Origin of the sequence: Phycicoccus sp. CSK15P-2 (assembly GCF_016888005.1) — a bacterium.
Lineage (GTDB): Bacteria > Actinomycetota > Actinomycetes > Actinomycetales > Dermatophilaceae > Phycicoccus.
In genome coordinates this window covers 26,999-43,048 of record NZ_JAFDVE010000006.1, presented here as the reverse complement: position 1 = coordinate 43,048, position 16,050 = coordinate 26,999, and the positions used below count along the sequence as shown (strand labels likewise).

Annotated in this window: 14 protein-coding genes; 12 read left to right on the top strand and 2 right to left on the bottom strand. The window is 74.6% G+C overall.

Annotation, left to right across the window (positions count from 1 at the left end):
- Nucleotides 1-106: 106 nt before the first annotated feature.
- The gene (locus JQN72_RS03815) at nucleotides 107-1,159 is read left to right on the top strand and encodes an NAD-dependent epimerase/dehydratase family protein (RefSeq protein ID WP_204133836.1); all 1,053 of its coding nucleotides are present in this window, start codon (nucleotides 107-109) and stop codon (nucleotides 1,157-1,159) included.
- A gap of 124 nt (nucleotides 1,160-1,283) precedes the next feature.
- On the opposite strand, the gene JQN72_RS03810 is transcribed toward JQN72_RS03815, so the two are convergent.
- Entirely contained in the window at nucleotides 1,284-2,684 is a 1,401-nt protein-coding gene (locus tag JQN72_RS03810; protein ID WP_204133835.1) for a hypothetical protein, read from the bottom strand.
- Nucleotides 2,685-2,808: 124 nt separating this feature from the next.
- Here JQN72_RS03810 and JQN72_RS03805 point away from each other — a divergent pair, with 124 nt between their 5' ends.
- From JQN72_RS03805 to JQN72_RS03780, 6 genes are read left to right on the top strand one after another with little or no spacing between them, the layout of a single operon-like run.
- On the top strand, nucleotides 2,809-3,468 hold the full coding sequence (locus tag JQN72_RS03805) for a glycosyltransferase family 2 protein (RefSeq protein WP_204133834.1): 660 nt from the start codon (nucleotides 2,809-2,811) through the stop codon (nucleotides 3,466-3,468).
- Entirely contained in the window at nucleotides 3,465-4,166 is a 702-nt protein-coding gene (locus tag JQN72_RS03800) for a DUF2064 domain-containing protein (RefSeq protein WP_204133833.1), read from the top strand. Before JQN72_RS03805 ends, JQN72_RS03800 begins: the two co-directional genes overlap by 4 nt.
- The gene (locus tag JQN72_RS18835; RefSeq protein WP_307812404.1) at nucleotides 4,163-5,341 is read left to right on the top strand and encodes a molybdopterin-dependent oxidoreductase; all 1,179 of its coding nucleotides are present in this window, start codon (nucleotides 4,163-4,165) and stop codon (nucleotides 5,339-5,341) included. Before JQN72_RS03800 ends, JQN72_RS18835 begins: the two co-directional genes overlap by 4 nt.
- The gene (locus tag JQN72_RS03790; protein ID WP_204133832.1) at nucleotides 5,338-5,739 is read left to right on the top strand and encodes a hypothetical protein; all 402 of its coding nucleotides are present in this window, start codon (nucleotides 5,338-5,340) and stop codon (nucleotides 5,737-5,739) included. Before JQN72_RS18835 ends, JQN72_RS03790 begins: the two co-directional genes overlap by 4 nt.
- 33 nt (nucleotides 5,740-5,772) lie before the next feature.
- Nucleotides 5,773-6,792, top strand: a complete 1,020-nt coding sequence (locus JQN72_RS03785; protein WP_204133831.1) for a TIGR03885 family FMN-dependent LLM class oxidoreductase — start codon at nucleotides 5,773-5,775, stop codon at nucleotides 6,790-6,792.
- On the top strand, nucleotides 6,789-8,465 hold the full coding sequence (locus JQN72_RS03780; RefSeq protein ID WP_204133830.1) for an alpha-amylase family protein: 1,677 nt from the start codon (nucleotides 6,789-6,791) through the stop codon (nucleotides 8,463-8,465). Before JQN72_RS03785 ends, JQN72_RS03780 begins: the two co-directional genes overlap by 4 nt.
- A 64-nt stretch (nucleotides 8,466-8,529) precedes the next feature.
- Here the strand turns inward: JQN72_RS03780 and JQN72_RS03775 are convergent, their stop codons facing one another.
- Nucleotides 8,530-8,928 carry a hypothetical protein gene (locus tag JQN72_RS03775; RefSeq protein ID WP_204133829.1) on the bottom strand — a complete coding sequence of 133 codons (399 nt, stop codon included), beginning with the start codon at nucleotides 8,926-8,928 and terminating at the stop codon, nucleotides 8,530-8,532.
- 151 nt (nucleotides 8,929-9,079) lie between these two features.
- Between JQN72_RS03775 and pdhA the strand changes: the two genes are divergently transcribed.
- The 5 genes from pdhA to JQN72_RS03750 all read left to right on the top strand — a co-directional run bounded on the left by pdhA (nucleotide 9,080) and on the right by JQN72_RS03750 (nucleotide 15,556).
- Nucleotides 9,080-10,273 (top strand): pyruvate dehydrogenase (acetyl-transferring) E1 component subunit alpha, encoded by a 1,194-nt coding sequence (gene pdhA / locus JQN72_RS03770; protein WP_374190869.1) that lies wholly within the window; start codon nucleotides 9,080-9,082, stop codon nucleotides 10,271-10,273.
- On the top strand, nucleotides 10,273-11,244 hold the full coding sequence (locus JQN72_RS03765; RefSeq protein ID WP_204133828.1) for an alpha-ketoacid dehydrogenase subunit beta: 972 nt from the start codon (nucleotides 10,273-10,275) through the stop codon (nucleotides 11,242-11,244). The genes pdhA and JQN72_RS03765 overlap by 1 nt, the downstream gene beginning before the upstream one ends.
- 13 nt (nucleotides 11,245-11,257) lie before the next feature.
- The gene (locus JQN72_RS03760; RefSeq protein WP_204133827.1) at nucleotides 11,258-12,730 is read left to right on the top strand and encodes a dihydrolipoamide acetyltransferase family protein; all 1,473 of its coding nucleotides are present in this window, start codon (nucleotides 11,258-11,260) and stop codon (nucleotides 12,728-12,730) included.
- Between the two features lie 3 nt (nucleotides 12,731-12,733).
- Nucleotides 12,734-14,188 carry a hypothetical protein gene (locus tag JQN72_RS03755; RefSeq protein WP_204133826.1) on the top strand — a complete coding sequence of 485 codons (1,455 nt, stop codon included), beginning with the start codon at nucleotides 12,734-12,736 and terminating at the stop codon, nucleotides 14,186-14,188.
- A 165-nt stretch (nucleotides 14,189-14,353) separates the two neighbouring features.
- Nucleotides 14,354-15,556, top strand: coding sequence for an acyl-CoA dehydrogenase family protein (locus JQN72_RS03750; protein ID WP_239100076.1), 1,203 nt, complete (start codon nucleotides 14,354-14,356; stop codon nucleotides 15,554-15,556).
- Nucleotides 15,557-16,050 lie beyond the last annotated feature (494 nt).

Genomic DNA, 16,050 nt, shown 5'->3' with positions numbered 1-16,050 from the left:
CCGCCCCCCCCCCCCCCCGGCGCGGGGGGGCCCCCCCGGGGGGGGGGGGCGGGGCCCCCCCCCCCCCCCCCCGAGGGGTGGTGGGGGCAGGGCAGGATGAGGCGTCGTGCGCATCCTCCTCACCGGCGCGGCCGGCTTCATCGGGACGGCGACGTGGCGTGAGCTCGTCCGCGCGGGGCACGAGGTCGTCGCCGTCGACCTCGTCATCCCCGAGGCCCACGGGCGGGCCACCCGGGACGACCCGCCGCCGGCCCTGCACGTGCTCGACGTGCGTGAGGCGGCCGGATGGGCCGACCTCTTCCAGGGCGTCGACGCCGTCGTCCACCTCGCGGCGATGGTCGGCGCCGGCGCCACCGCCGCCGACCTTCCCCTGTACGCCGGGCACAACGACCTCGGCACGGCCGCCGTGCTCGCCGCGATGCACGCCGAGGGCGTCTCCCGCGTCGTCCAGGCGTCGTCGATGGTCGTGTACGGCGAGGGCAGCTACACGTGCCCCGAGCACGGCGGGCAGGCGCCGGGCCCCCGGACGGACGCGAGCCTCGGCGGTGGTGAGTTCGACAACCCGTGCCCCGTGTGCGGCGGGCCGCTCGACTGGGCCCTCGTCGGCGAGGACGCCCCGCTCGACCCGCGCAGCAGCTACGCCGTGAGCAAGGTCGCCCAGGAGGGGTACGCCTCGGCCTGGGTGCGGCAGGCGCCCGGCGCGGCCGTGTCGCTGCGCTACCACAACGTGTACGGGCCCGGGATGCCCCGGGACACCCCGTACTCGGGCGTCGCCGCGATGTTCCGCTCGAGCCTGGAGCGCGGCGCGCCGCCGACGGTCTTCGAGGACGGCCGGCAGATGCGCGACTTCGTCCACGTCGACGACGTCGCCCGCGCCAACCGGGCCGCGGTCGAGGCGGTCGTGGGCCACGATGTCGGCTCACACCGCGCCTACAACGTGTGCTCCGGGCATCCGATCGCCATCGCGGACGTCGCCCGCCACGTCGCGGCCGGCTCCGGGCGCGGCCTCGAGCCGCGCGTCACCGGGCAGTACCGCATCGGCGACGTCCGGCACGTCGTGGCATCGCCCGTCCGCGCCGCCGCCGAGCTCGGGTTCACGGCCGAGGTGCTCCCCGAGGACGGGCTCGCCGCCTTCGCCACCGCGCCGCTGCGCGCCTGAGCCGGCCGGGGACGCCCGGCGTTCCGAGCTCGCGTGAGACCCTGGTTCGTCCACGAGACAGCGGTTCCGAACCCTTGTCTGGCGGACATTTCGGGGTGACCCCGAAATGTCGAGGGGGATGGGGTCACCAGACGTGGCGGACGGCGTGCTGGACGACCAGGGCCAGCACGCCCTGTGCGACGAGACCCCACCGCTGCCAGCGCGGCGGCAGCCAGAGCACCGCGAGGAGCATCCACGGCATGAAGGGCAGCCAGATGCGCTCGACCTCGGCCTTGCTGAGCAGCGAGACCTCGGCGACGGCGACCATCGCCACGCCCCCGGCGACGAGGGGGGCCACCCGTGCCTCCCAGGGCGTCGCCGCGGCGCGACCGGCGGCGGTCACGAGCCGCACGACCGGCACCGACGCGGCGCCCAGCGCGGCGGGCAGGAGCAGGCCCGCGACGAGGAACAGCGCGCCGATGTTGCCGAACAGCCAGTACCAGCCGGGACGCTGTGCGGCGAGGCCGTCCCAGTAGCGGTCGTGGAGGACGGGGAAGGCCTCCCACCACGTGAAGCCGAGCGGCACGAAGGCGAGGACGACGGCCAGCGTCACCCCCGCGGTCACGGCGCCGACTCCCAGCCGCACGCGCCACGGCACCGGCATCGCGAGCAGCACACTGGCCGCGAGCAGCGCGAGCAGCCCGAGCCCGTAGGACTCCATGAGGCACCAGCCGAGGAGCAGGCCGGCGACGACGGCGAGCCCACCCCGCCGTGCCCCCGTGGCGGCCCCGGCGGCGGCCAGTGTGGCCATCCCCCACGCTGCGGTCGCGGCGAACACCGCGTCCGCCGACACCGCCGAGGTGATGGCGGCCGGGCCGAGGACGAGGAACGGCAGGGCGCGGCGGGCGGCGTCCTGTGCTCCGAGCCGGTCGAGGGTGACGGCGACCGCTGCGGGAACGGTGGCCCCCACCGCGACGACGATCGGCCCGGCCACCTGCCACGCCCCGAGGCCGATGCGGTCCAGCCCGATGAACATGAGCACCGCGCCCGGCGGGTGCCCGGCGAGGTGGACGGCCCAGTGCCCGGGTGCGTCGAGCGGGATCCGGTCGACGTAGGTGCGCAGCGCCTCGCCGACGTCGTCGATCATCCGGGCGCTCTCGAGGTACTCGGTGCCGTGGTTCAGGATCCTGCCCATCCCCGCGTAGCCGTCGACGAGCGCGAGCGAGACCATCCACACGACCGCGACGAGCCAGGACAGGACGAGCAGCCGCCGCCACGGGAGCGCATCGAGCCAGGCGTGCGTCCCGGGCCGGGCCGCGAGGACGACGAGCGCCACCGCGACGAGGCTGGACGGGCCGTATCGCAGCATCCAGTCCCCGAGGAGCGGCTCGGCGCCACCGGCCTTGACGACGACGCCGAAGGCGTTGGGCACGACCATCGCCGCGGCCACCACGACGAGCCCGAGCGCGAGCCCCCACCACGCGCGCCGGCCGGCACGGTCGTCGGCGCGGACCGGGGTGGGGGTCCGGGCGGGGGCCTGGGTCATACCGACAGGATGCCGTGCCGCGTCGCCGCTCCGGGCCCCGCGCCGCCGACGAGGGCGAGACGTCACCGATCCGTAAGGCCGTCCGAGGGTGCCCGGCCCGCACGGCTGACCTAGTGTCGAGCGCGTGACGACGACCTGCGACCTGGTGCTGCCCTGCCGCGACGAGGCGGCCGCGCTCCCGGCGCTCCTCGCCCTCGTGCCCGAGGGGATGCGCGTTGTCGTCGTCGACAACGGCTCCACCGACGGGACGGCCGACGTCGCCCGCGGGCTCGGCGCCACGGTCGTCGAGGAGCGCACCCCGGGCTACGGCGCCGCGGTGCACGCGGGCGTCGAGGCGGCCACGGCCGAGTACGTCGCCGTGCTCGACGGCGACGGGTCGATGGACCCGCGCGACCTCCTCCCGCTCCTCGCGGAGGTCCGGGACGGACGCGCGACGATGGCCGTGGGGCGCCGCCGGCCGAGTGCGCGCGGGGTCTGGCCGTGGCACGCCCGCGCCGGGAACGCGGCCGTCCTCGCCTGGCTGCGCCGCCGCACCGGCCTCGCCGTCCGGGACATCGCCCCGGCCCGGGTCTGCCGCCGCGCGGACCTGCTGGACCTCGGCGTCGTCGACCGTCGGTTCGGCTACCCCGTCGAGCTCCTCGTCCGGGCCCAGCGGGCCGGCTGGACGATCAGCGAGCACGACATCGCCTACCACCCGCGGGCCGAGGGCACCCGGTCCAAGGTCTCCGGCTCGGTCAGCGGGACGGTCCGGGCCGCGCGCGACTTCGCGAAGGTCCTGCCGTGAGGGGGAGCGTCCTCGTCATGGCCAAGGCGCCGGTCGCCGGCCGCGCCAAGACCCGGCTCGCCGCCGCCGTAGGCCCGCAGGCCGCCGCCGAGCTCGCCGCCGCGGCCCTGCTCGACACCCTCGACGCCGGCGCCGCCGCGTACCCGGCCGGGCGGCGCGTCCTCGCCCTGACCGGCGAGCTCGCCGACGCCGCCCGCTCGGCCGAGCTGCGCCGTGCCGCGGAGGGATGGCTCGTCGTCCCCCAGAGCGGGCAGACCTTCGCCGAGCGGCTCGTCGACGGTCACCGGCAGGCTCACCGCCTCGCTGGCGGGCCGGTCGTCCAGGTGGGGATGGACACCCCGCAGGCGCACGCGGCGCTGCTCCGCGGGGTCGCCGACCTCGCCCACGACCACGGCCGCCCCGTCCTCGGCCCGGCCGTCGACGGCGGATGGTGGGTGCTCGTCACCACGCACCCGTCGCAGGCCACCGTCCTCGCCGGGGTGCCGATGAGCCGGGCGGACACCGGGCGCCTCACCGCGGCCGCGCTCGAGGCCGCCGGGTACCCGCCGGTGGCCGGGCCGCTGCTGCGCGACGTCGACCACGTCGAGGACGCCGAGCACGTCGCCTCGGCCGCGCCGGGCACCCGGTTCGCGCGGCTCTGGCGCGAGCACGCGGCGCGCCGGGCGGCCTCGCCGCAGCCGGACCGGAGCGGGTCGTGAGCGAGCGGCGGCTCACCGGACTGGCGGCCCGGGTCGACGCGCTCGTCCCCTCTCCGGACGACTTCCGCAGCGACCTGCGGGGCCCGCGCACCGCGGCCCGGGTCGGCGCCTGGCTGGGCGTGGCGTTCGGGGTGTGCTTCCTCACCGGTCTCTACTCGCACTTCCTGCAGCACCCCGTGGCCGGGCTGCCGCTGCCCACCGGCCCGAGCCGGCTCTACCAGGTGACCCAGGGACTGCACGTCGCGTCCGGCACGGCGGCGGTGCCGCTCATCCTCGTCAAGCTCTGGTCGGTCTTCCCGCGGCTCGTCGAGCGCCCGCCGCTCGACCCGCGGCGGCTCGCCCTCCACCTGCTCGAGCGGGGGTCGGTGCTGCTGCTCGTCGGGGCCGGGGTCTTCCAGCTCGTCACCGGCCTCGCGAACAGCGCGCAGTGGTACCCGTGGTCGTTCGGGTTCATCTCCGCGCACTACGCGATGGCATGGGTCGCGATCGGGTCGGTCGTCGTCCACGTCGCCGTCAAGCTGCCGGTCGTCCGGGAGGCCTTCGGCGCGCCGCTCGAGACGCGGCCCGCCACGCCCGGTGCCCCGTCCCGGCGCACGCTGCTCCGGACGACCTGGCTCTCAGCGGCGGTCGCGGTCGTCGCGACCACTTCGGTCGGTGTCCCCGGCCTGCGCCGGGTCGCGGTGCTCGCGGTGCGCTCCGGCGAGGGGCCGCAGGGCGTGCCGGTCAACCGCAGCGCGGTCGGCGCCCAGGTGGTCGACGTCATCGACGACCCCGGCTGGCGGCTGCGGGTCACCGGCCCGGACGGGATGGTCGAGCTGTCGCTCGAGGACCTCCGGGCGATGCCGCAGCGCGAGGCCGTGCTGCCCATCGCGTGCGTCGAGGGCTGGAGCGCCGACGGCACGTGGGGCGGGGTGTCGGTCCTCGACGTCGTCGCCCGGGTCGGGGGGACGGCGCAGGACGACGTCGTCGTGCGCTCGCTGCAGGCCCGCGGCGGCTACCGAGAGAGCACCCTGCCGGCCGCCTGGGTCGGCGAGCCCGACTCGCTGCTCGCACTGACCCTCGGCGGCGAGCCCCTGCACCCCGACCACGGCTACCCCTGCCGACTCATCGCACCGGCCCGGCCGGGCGTCCTCCAGACCAAGTGGCTCGGCGAGGTCGAGGTGGTCCGGGCATGAGGGCGGCGCGCGCGGCCCTCGGCGCGGTGGGGCTCGGTCTCCTGGCCTACGGCCTCGTCCTGGCGGTCGGCCTCGGCCCCCAGCTGGTGAACGTGCTCGTCTGGTTCGTCGGCGGGGTCGTGGCCCACGACGGCGTGCTCGCTCCGGTCGTCATCGTCCTCGGGGTGCTCGCCGCGACCCGCGCCCCCGCCTGGCTGCGTCCGGCACTCGTCGGGCTGCTCGTCGTGCTCGGCCCACTGACCCTCGTCGCGGTCCCGGTGCTCGGCCGCTTCGGCGCGCGACCCGACAACCCCACGCTGCTCGACCGGCCGTACTGGGCCGGCTACCTGGCCGTCGCGGCGCTCGCGGTCCTCGCCGCCGGGGCGCTGGCCGTCCGTCGGCGCCGTGCCGGGGTTTGACGCCCCTACTGATCTGCTGTTTCGTGGCGGTGCATGACCGTCATCGGGTTCCACTGCTCCCACGAACAGATCGCTCCGGGCCGGCTGCTGCGCGACGTCCAGCACGCCGAGCAGGCCGGCTTCACCGCGGCGATGTCCTCGGACCACCTCTCACCCTGGAGCGTCCGGCAGGGGGAGTCCGGCTTCGCCTGGTCCTTCCTCGGTGCCGCGCTCGCCACGACCTCGCTGCCGTTCGGGGTGGTCAACGCCCCCGGGCAGCGCTACCACCCGGCGATCATCGCGCAGGCGATCGCGACCCTGTCGAGCATGTTCCCGGGCCGGTTCTGGGCGGCCCTCGGCTCGGGTGAGGCGTCCAACGAGCGCGTCACCGGGGAGGTCTGGCCGCGCAAGGACGTCCGGGACGCGCGGCTGCGTGAGTGCGTCGACGTCATCCGCCGCCTGCTCGCCGGTGAGGAGGTGAGCCACGACGGTCTGGTCACCGTCAACCGGGCCCGGCTCTGGACCCTGCCCGACGAGGTGCCACCGCTCGTCGGGCCCGCGGTCACGCCCGCCACGGCAGCCGCTCACGCCGACTGGGCCGACGGCATCGCCACGACGAACCAGCCGCTGGAGACCCTGCACGAGATCCTCTCGGCGTACCGGGACGCCGGCGGGCGAGGAGCGGCCCGCCTCCAGGTGCACCTCAGCTGGGCGCCGACCGAGGACGAGGCGGCCGCCATCGCCCACCACCAGTGGCGCAGCAACGTCTTCCCCCCGCCGGTCTGCTGGGACGCCGAGCACATCGACCACTTCGACGCGATGGCCGAGACGGTCACCCCCGAGCACGTCGCCGGCGTGGTCAACGTCTCCAGCGACCTCGGCCGGCACACCGCGCTCCTCCAGGAGTACGTCGACGCCGGATGGGACGAGCTGTACCTGCACTTCGTCGGCCAGGAGCAGGAGCGGTTCGTCGACGCCTTCGGCGAGCACGTCCTGCCGCAGCTCGCCCCCACGCCGCCTCCGCCGGCGACGACCGGCGTACCGGCGGTCGAGCGTGAGGAGGTCGGCCGGTGAGGCGCAGCGACGTCGGCGACGTGTGGTGGAAGTCGGCGGTCGTGTACTGCGCCGACGTGCAGACCTTCCAGGACAGCGACGGGGACGGCCAGGGTGATCTCCAGGGGATGACCGACCGGCTCGAGTACCTCTCCGACCTCGGGGTCACCGTCCTCTGGCTGATGCCGCTGTACCCGACGGCCGGTCGCGACGACGGCTACGACATCACCGACTTCCTCGGGGTCGACCCGCGCCTGGGCGACCTCGGCCGCTTCGTCGAGCTCGTCCGGGCGGCGGAGGCCCGGGGCATCCGGGTGATCGTCGACTTCGTCATGAACCACACCTCGGACAAGCACCCGTGGTTCCGCTCGGCCCGCCGCGGCACCGACGACCCGTACCGGCACTACTACGTGTGGACCGACGAGGAGCCGCCGCCCACCGCCGACGAGGTCGTCTTCCCGGACGCCGAGGACAGCATCTGGGAGCGCGACGAGAAGACCGGCGAGTGGTACCTCCACCACTTCTACCGGACCCAGCCGGACCTCAACGTCGCGAACCCGCAGGTGCGCGAGGAGATCGCCCGCACCCTCGGCTTCTGGCTGCAGCTGGGGGTGAGCGGCTTCCGCATCGACGCCGTGCCGTTCCTCTTCCAGAACGACGACTACCCGGGGGCCGAGCCGGGCTCCTTCGACCCGTTTCGCTACCTCGGTGACGTGCGGGACTACGTGAACCGCCGGCTCGGGGACGCCGCGCTGCTCGGCGAGGTCAACCTTCCCTACGCCGGCCAGAAGGACTTCTTCGGCGGGGACGACGGGGACGGGCTGACCCTCCAGTTCGACTTCAACGGGATGCAGGCGATGTACCTGTCCCTGGCGCGGGAGGACGCCGGCCCGCTCGCGGCGGCGCTGCGGGAGCGCCCCGACCTGGACCTGCAGAGCCAGTGGGCCAACTTCGTGCGCAACCACGACGAGCTGACCCTCGACAAGCTGACCGACGACGAGCGGGCGGAGGTGTTCGCCGCCTTCGGGCCGGAGCCCGAGATGCAGCTGTACGACCGTGGGCTGCGCCGTCGTCTGCCCCCGATGCTGGGCGGCGACCAGCGGCGGATCCGCTCCGTGTACTCCCTGATGTTCTCGCTGCCGGGCACCCCGGTGCTCTTCTACGGCGAGGAGATCGGGATGGGCGAGAACCTCGACGTGCCGGGGCGCCTGGCCGTCCGCACCCCGATGCAGTGGACCTCCGGTGAGCACGGGGGCTTCTCGACCGCGACGCGGCGGCGGCTCGTCCGGCCGGTCGTCGAGGGTGCCTTCGGCCCCGAGCAGGTCAACGTCGCCGACCAGCGCCGGGACCCGGGCTCGCTGTGGTCCTTCATCCGGACCCTGGTGCGCCGGTACCGGCAGATGCCCGAGCTCGGCTGGTCGACGGTGCAGGTCCTGGACCACGACACCCCGGCCGTCCTGGCGCACGTCGCGCACGCCGACGGGTGGCGGATGCTCGCGGTGCACAACCTCGGGTCGCGGGCGGCCACCGTGGACCTCCGGCTCGAGGACGCCGACGGGCTCGTCCTCAGCGACGTCCTGGGCGACACCGGGGAGCAGCCGGTGGGCGAGCGCGGTCGGGTGTCGCTGGTGCTGGAGCCCTACGAGGGCCGTTGGCTGCGGCTGGTCGAGCCCGGGCAGGAGCCCTTCGCCTGAGCCCGCCGGGCGTCACGGATCGGACGGGGGAGGACTCCCCGGTCGCCGGTCCGGCGCCGCGGGCTCAGCCGGCTGACGTCAGCTCGGTGACCAGGAAGGGTGCGCCGTCCGGGCAGTCGGGCCACTCGGTGTCGTCGAAGGCGCCGAGGATCTCGACACGGTCGCCCGTGGCGACGTCGGGGACCTCGCCACGGAGGGCGATCCAGCCCGGCCGGCCCTCCATCTCGACGTAGACACAGTCGTCGGCGACCCGGGTGACCTCTGCCCCGAGGGTCGTGGGCCGGCCCCGACCCGCCTTGTCCGACGGGGACGGGGTCGTGCCGGCGTCCGCCGTGGGGGGTGCGGACGACGACGTCGACGGTGCGCTCGACCCACCGTCGCTGCAGGCCACGAGCATGGCCGCAGCGAGCAGGGCCGCAGTGGTCGGGGCGAGCAGGGCGCGGGGTGCGGATCGGGTCGTCACACGTCCACTCTGCACGCTCCCGCGACGAAGTGCAGGCCGGGTACGGTGGGCCCCTACACCGGACGCGCCCGCCCGCCACACCCAGCACCGCCGGCGCGACGACCCCCGGAACGGCTCCCGTCACCACGGGGCCCGGACAAAGGAGTGCCCCGTGAGCGACAACGAGGTCGCACCGCTCGAGACCGCGTTCGGCGTCGAACACCACGTGACCCGTGCCGACGCGCCCGACCGCCCGGCCAGCGAGGGCGGGCCCGAGATGGTGCAGCTGCTGACCCCCGAAGGCGAGCGGGTCCCCGACCCCGAGCTCGACGCCGTCGTCGACGACCTCTCGGACGAGGCGCTGCGCGGCCTCTACCGCGACCTCGTCCTCGTCCGGCGCTTCGACGCCGAGGCCACCGCGCTGCAGCGTCAGGGTGAGCTCGGCCTGTGGGCGAGCCTGCTCGGGCAGGAGGCGGCCCAGGTGGGCTCCGGGCGGGCGCTGCGCCGCCAGGACTACGCCTTCCCCACGTACCGCGAGCACGGCGTCGCCTGGTGCCGCGGCGTGGACCCGGTCAACCTCCTCGGGATGTTCCGTGGAGTGAACCACGGCGGGTGGGATCCCAACGAGAAGAACTTCCACCTCTACACGATCATCATCGGCGCCCAGACCCTCCACGCGACGGGCTACGCGATGGGCGTCCAGCGCGACGGCGACGTCGGCACCGGCGACGACCGCCGCGACACCGCCGTCATCGCCTACTTCGGCGACGGCGCCACCTCGCAGGGCGACGTCTCGGAGGCCCTCGTCTTCGCCGGGGTCAACAACAGCCCGGTCGTGTTCTTCTGCCAGAACAACCAGTGGGCCATCTCCGAGCCCAACGAGAAGCAGAGCCGCGCCCCCCTGTGGCACCGGGCCCGGGGCTTCGGCTTCCCGGGCATCCGGGTCGACGGCAACGACGTCCTCGCGGTCTACGCCGTGTCCAAGCGGGCGCTCGACGCCGCGCGCACCGGCCAGGGACCGACGTTCATCGAGGCCTTCACCTACCGGATGGGCGCGCACACCACGTCCGACGACCCCACGAAGTACCGCGTCTCGGCCGAGGTCGAGGTCTGGAAGCACCGCGACCCCATCCAGCGCTACCGGCGCTGGCTCACGACCACGGAGAAGGCGGACCCCGAGTTCTTCGACGCCGTCGACGCGGAGGCCGACGAGCTCGGCGCGTCCGTGCGCGAGCGGTGCCTCGCGATGCCCGACCCCGACGGCGCGGAGATGTTCGCGCACGTGTACGCCGACGACCACCCCGTCATGGCCCGCGAGAGGGAGTGGTTCTCCGAGTACCACGCGTCCTTCGAGGAGGCCCGCTGATGGCCGCCACGACGCTCGCCAAGGGCATCACCTCCGGCCTGCGGGCCGCGATGGACAAGGACCCCAAGGTCGTCCTCATGGGCGAGGACATCGGCAAGCTCGGCGGTGTCTTCCGGGTCACCGAGGGGCTGCAGAAGGACTTCGGCGAGGACCGGGTCATCGACACGCCGCTGGCCGAGGCCGGGATCATGGGCACCGCGATCGGCATGGCGCTGCGCGGCTACCGACCGGTCGTCGAGATCCAGTTCGACGGGTTCGTCTACCCCGCCTTCGACCACATCGTCAGCCAGGTCGCCAAGCTGCGGGCCCGCTCGCTCGGCGCGGTCACGGTCCCGATCGTCATCCGCATCCCCTTCGGCGGCGGCATCGGCGCGGTCGAGCACCACAGCGAGTCCAACGAGAGCTACTTCGCGCACACCGCCGGGCTGCGGGTGGCCGTGTGCTCGAACCCGCACGACGCGCACTGGATGATCCAGCAGGCCGTCGAGACCGACGACCCGGTCGTGTTCTACGAGCCCAAGCGGCGGTACTGGGACAAGGGCGAGATCGGCGACGGCCCGGACGGTGCGCTCGGGACCGCCCGGGTGATGCGCGAGGGCACCGACGTCTCGCTCCTCGCCTACGGGCCGATGGTCAAGACCTGTCTGCAGGCGGCGCAGGCGGCGGAGGAGGAAGGGCGATCCGTGGAGGTCGTCGACCTCCGGTCGCTCGCACCGCTCGACGAGGCCACCGTCCTCGCGTCGGTGCGCAGGACCGGCCGGGCGGTCGTCGTCCACGAGGCGTCCACCTTCCTCGGCATCGGTGCCGAGATCTCGGCCATGGTCACCGAGCAGGCGTTCTACGCCCTCGAGGCCCCGGTGCTCCGGGTGGGCGGCTACAACGTGCCGTACCCGCCCAGCCGGCTCGAGGAGGACTTCCTGCCCGACCTCGACCGCGTGCTCGACGCCGTCGACCGATCCCTGGCCTACTGAGAGGCGGTGCACCATGGCTGTCCGTGAGTTCAAGCTCCCCGACCCCGGCGAGGGTCTGACCGAGGCCGAGATCGTCACCTGGCACGTCGCCCCCGGCGACACCGTGAAGGTCAACGACGTCGTCGTGGAGGTCGAGACCGCGAAGTCGCTCGTCGAGCTGCCCGTGCCCTTCGCCGGCACGGTCGGCGAGCTGCTCGTCGCCGAGGGTGACACGGTCGAGGTCGGCACCCCGATCATCACGGTCGACGACGGCGCGGACGCCGCGGCGGAGCCGCCCGAGGAGCCGGAGCCGGCGGACGAGCCCGTCGCCGTCGCCGATCCCGAGACCGGTGCCGAACCCGCCGCCGACGCCGCCCTGTCGGCGGAGGGCGAGTCGGGCGGGGCGATGTCCGGCCGGACGGCGGTGCTCGTCGGGTACGGCGTCAAGCAGACCGAGGCCCGCCGCCGACCGCGCAGGCGCCCGGCCGAGGCCACGTCCGTCCAGACCTCGCTCGACGGTGGGGCCGGCGACGGCCCCGCCGTGCGGCAGCCCGAACCGCACCACGAGCCCACCGCCCCCAGGGCCGCGGGTGGCCCGGCCGAGGAGCGGGGCCGGGCACTGGCCAAGCCGCCGGTGCGCAAGCTCGCCAAGGACCTCGGCGTCGACCTCGGGTCGGTGCCGCCGTCCGGTGACGGCGGGGTCGTGACGCGTGACGACGTCGAGGCCGCCGCCGGGTCGGGCGGCGCGGCCGGAGCGGCGACGGCCGCACCGGCGCCGAGTGCGTCCGGCGGCGCCCGCGAGACCCGCGTGCCTGTCAAGGGCGTGCGGAGGATGACCGCCCAGGCGATGGTCGGCTCGGCGTTCACCGCGCCGCATGTCACCGAGTGGGTCACCGTCGACGTCACCGCGACGATGGAGCTCGTCGAGCGTCTCAAGGCCGACAAGGAGTTCGCGGGGGTCAAGGTCACCCCGCTCCTCGTCCTCGCCAAGGCGCTCTGTGTGGCGCTGCGCCGCAACCCGGAGGCCAATGCGAGCTGGGACGAGGACGCCCAGGAGATCGTCCTCAAGCACTACGTCAACCTCGGCATCGCCGCGGCCACGCCACGCGGGCTCGTCGTCCCGAACGTCAAGGACGCCGACCGGATGTCGATGCGCGAGCTCGCCGACGCCATCGCCGCCCTGACGGCCACGGCCCGCGAGGGCCGCACCCTGCCGGCCGACATGGCGGGCGGGACGGTCACGATCACCAACGTGGGGGTCTTCGGGGTCGACGCCGGCACGCCGATCCTCAACCCCGGGGAGTCGGCCATCCTCGCGTTCGGCTCGGTGACCCGGAAGCCGTGGGTGGTCGGTACCGGGGCGGACGAGCGCATCGAGCCCCGCTGGGTCACGACGCTCGCGCTGTCCTTCGACCACCGCCTCGTCGACGGCGAGCTCGGCTCGCGGCTCCTCGCGGACGTCGCGGCGCTGATGTCCGACCCGTCCCGCGCGCTGGTCTGGGGCTGACGGGTGGCGGGTGAGCGCGGGGTCGTCTTCCCGCAGGTCGACGGGCGGCGCTCGACGTCGTCCACGGGACGGGCCGTGGTGGCCGATGCGCTGCGCCCGGTCGACCCGGTGGGCGCCACGGCGGCCCAGCGGGAGACGAACTGGCGCAGCGGCTACCTCGGCCATTTCCGCCGGCTCGTGGAGGCCGGGCTGCCCAGCTACGGCGATGCGCGCAGTATCGCCGAGGCCGGGCTGGCGTCGGTGCACGAGCGGATGCGGTGGTCTCCCGACGGCGTCGACGACCGTCCGCTCGCCGAGGCGGTCGCCGAGCCGTCCGGTCCCGCGACCGTCGGCACCGAGACGGTCGGCGGCACGGGGCGGCCCGACACCGCGCTCACCATCCCGTACCGGGGCCACCGGCTCGCCGGGGACGACCTGCGCCGCCAGCTCGACACCTGGGTCGCGGGCGGTGTGGTGGAGCCCGGCCTGCGCGAGGCCGTGACGCGAGTGCTCGAGAACCCCGAGTGGCTGCGGCTCGAGGGCCGGACCCTCGTCGTCCTCGGGGCGGCGGCCGAGATGGGGCCGCTGCGCTCGCTCCTGCGATGGGGCGCCACCGTCGCCGGGGTCGACCTTCCGCGACGCGACCTGTGGCACCGCCTCCTCGACGACACCTCGGGGCTCGCCGGTCGGCTCCTCCTGCCGGTGCGGGCGGGTTCGGACGACCTCGCGGCGCGCGCCGGGGTCGACCTCCTGCACGACCTCCCGTCGGCCACCGCCTGGGTCGCGGGGCTGGACGGGTCGCTGGTCCTCGGCAACTACGTCTACGCGGACGGCGCGACGAACGTCCGGGTCAGCGCCGCGGTGGATGCCCTGACGGAGGCGGTACGCGGCCGTCGCTCGGACACCGCACTGTCCTTCCTCGCGACACCCACCGACGTCTTCGCCGTCCCGAGCGAGGCCGTCGAGGCGTCGGTCGACTCCTACGCGCACCGCCGCACCTCCAAGGTGCTGCGGGTGCCCCTGCGCACGCTGTCGGGCGGGCGGCTGCTGCGGCGCAACTACGTGCCCGGCGTCGACCCTGGTGTCAACGACTCGGTCGTCCTGCAGCAGGGGCCCAACTACCTGCTCGCCAAGCGGGTCCAGCGCTGGCGGGCCACGGCGGCCCGCGCGTCCGGCACCATGGTGTCGTTCAAGGTCGCGCCGCCCACCCGCACCCGGTCGGTCGTGAAGAACCGGGCGCTGGCGGCGGCGTACTCCGGGGCGCACCGCTTCGGGGTCGAGGTCTTCGAGCCGGGCACGGCGAACACCTTGATGGCGGCGCTGCTCGTCCACGACCTCATGGCCCGGCCCCCGGCGCAGGACCACCCGTGGCAGGACGAGGCCTGGGCCGCGGCGCACGGTGGGTTGTGGCGCTGCGCCTACGACCCACGCAGCGCCCTCGGTCTCGCGGCCCTCCTCGGCGCCGCCTCCGCCCGCTGACCCGCCCTCCCCTCGTCGCGAACGTGGGTGAAGACCTGGCACCTTCCGCGCAATGTTCACCCACGTTCGCGGGACGTGTCGGGGGAGCGGTGAGGCCCTGGGCACGACGACGGTTGTGCTCACCGCCCCCCGACCGGACCGCTGGCCGCGGGGCATGATGGGCGCATGAGCTCGTCGACGATGCCGAAGCGACCCACCGACCCCCTGGACATCGTGGATGTCGACGCGATGCTCACCGACGAGGAGAAGGCGATCCGCGCCACGGTGCGGCAGGTCTGCGACGACCTCGTCGAGCCGCACATCGTGCAGTGGTACGAGAAGGGCGAGCTCCCGGTCGCGCGCGAGCTCGCGCAGGAGTTCGGCAAGGTCGGCCTGCTCGGCATGCACCTCGAGGGCTACGGCTGCGCGGGGATGTCGTCGGTCGACTACGGTCTGGCCTGTCTCGAGCTCGAGGCGAGCGACTCCGGCATCCGCTCGCTCGTGTCGGTCCAGGGCAGCCTCGCGATGTACGCGATCCACGCCTACGGCAGCGAGGAGCAGAAGCAGGAGTGGCTGCCCCGGCTGGCCGCGGGGGAGGCCATCGGCTGCTTCGGCCTCACCGAGCCCGACCACGGCTCCGACCCCGCCTCGATGCGGACGAGGGCCCGCAGGGACGGTGAGGACTGGGTGCTCGACGGCGGCAAGCTGTGGATCACGAACGGCACGATCGCCGATGTCGCGGTCGTCTGGGCGAACGCCGGCGAGGAGCACGGCGGCATCCGCGGGTTCGTCGTCCCCACGGACACCCCGGGCTTCGAGGCGCACGAGATCAAGAACAAGATGTCGCTGCGGGCGTCGGTCACGGCCGAGCTGTCCCTCTCCGGTGTGCGGCTGCCGGCGGACGCCGTGCTGCCCGAGGTCCACGGGCTGCGCGGGCCGCTCGGCTGCCTCACCGAGGCGCGCTTCGGCATCATCTGGGGATGCCTCGGCGCGGCGCGGACGGCGCTCGAGGCGGCCCGGCGCTACTCGACCGAGCGCATCCAGTTCGACCGGCCGATCGGTGGCTTCCAGCTGACCCAGGCGAAGCTGGCGCAGATGTCCACCGAGCTCCAGCTCGGCCGGCTGCTCGCGCTGCACTTGGGCCGCCGCAAGGACGACGTCGGGCTGCGGCCGGAGCAGGTGTCGGTGGGCAAGTACAACAACGTCAGCAAGGCCATCGAGATCTGCCGCACGGCGCGCACCGTCCTCGGCGGCAACGGCGTCAGCGGCGAGTACCCGGTGATGCGGCACGCGAACAACCTCGAGTCGGTCCTCACGTACGAGGGCACGGTCGAGATGCACACGCTCGTGATCGGCCAGGCCCTCACCGGCGAGTCCGCCTTCCGCTGAGGACCGGGCCAGCGACGCCCCCGGTCGCCCGAGGCCGCCGAGGTGCCGGTTCCTCAGGGGCGGACGTCCCCGGCCCCCGGAGACAGTGGCTCCTTCCCCCCCCCCCCCCCCGGGCCGTGGCTCCCTCGCTCCCCTGCCGGGGCACTCGTCGACGCCGGCCCTGCGAGCGGTCAGCACCCCTCCCCCGACCCTGTGCTCTGCTTCGCCAGGAGAAGCAGAGCACAGGCCAGGATCAGGGGGTGTCCCCGCTCACGAAGCCAGGCTCTCCCGGAGCCGGGTGACGAATCCTCGGGCCGCACCGGGCAGCGCCCTCGAACCGGTTCGCCGCCCGAAACCACCTCGGCCCCCCGAAGCCGGTGATTCGCCCGAACCCCGCGGCCCCGAAACCGCTGGCCTGCCGGAAACCCTTCGGCCCCCGAAACCGGTTCGCCGCCCGGACCTCCCCGGTGAGAGGATGGAAGGCTCCCGTTCTTCCCCATGCCCCACCGCCGTGC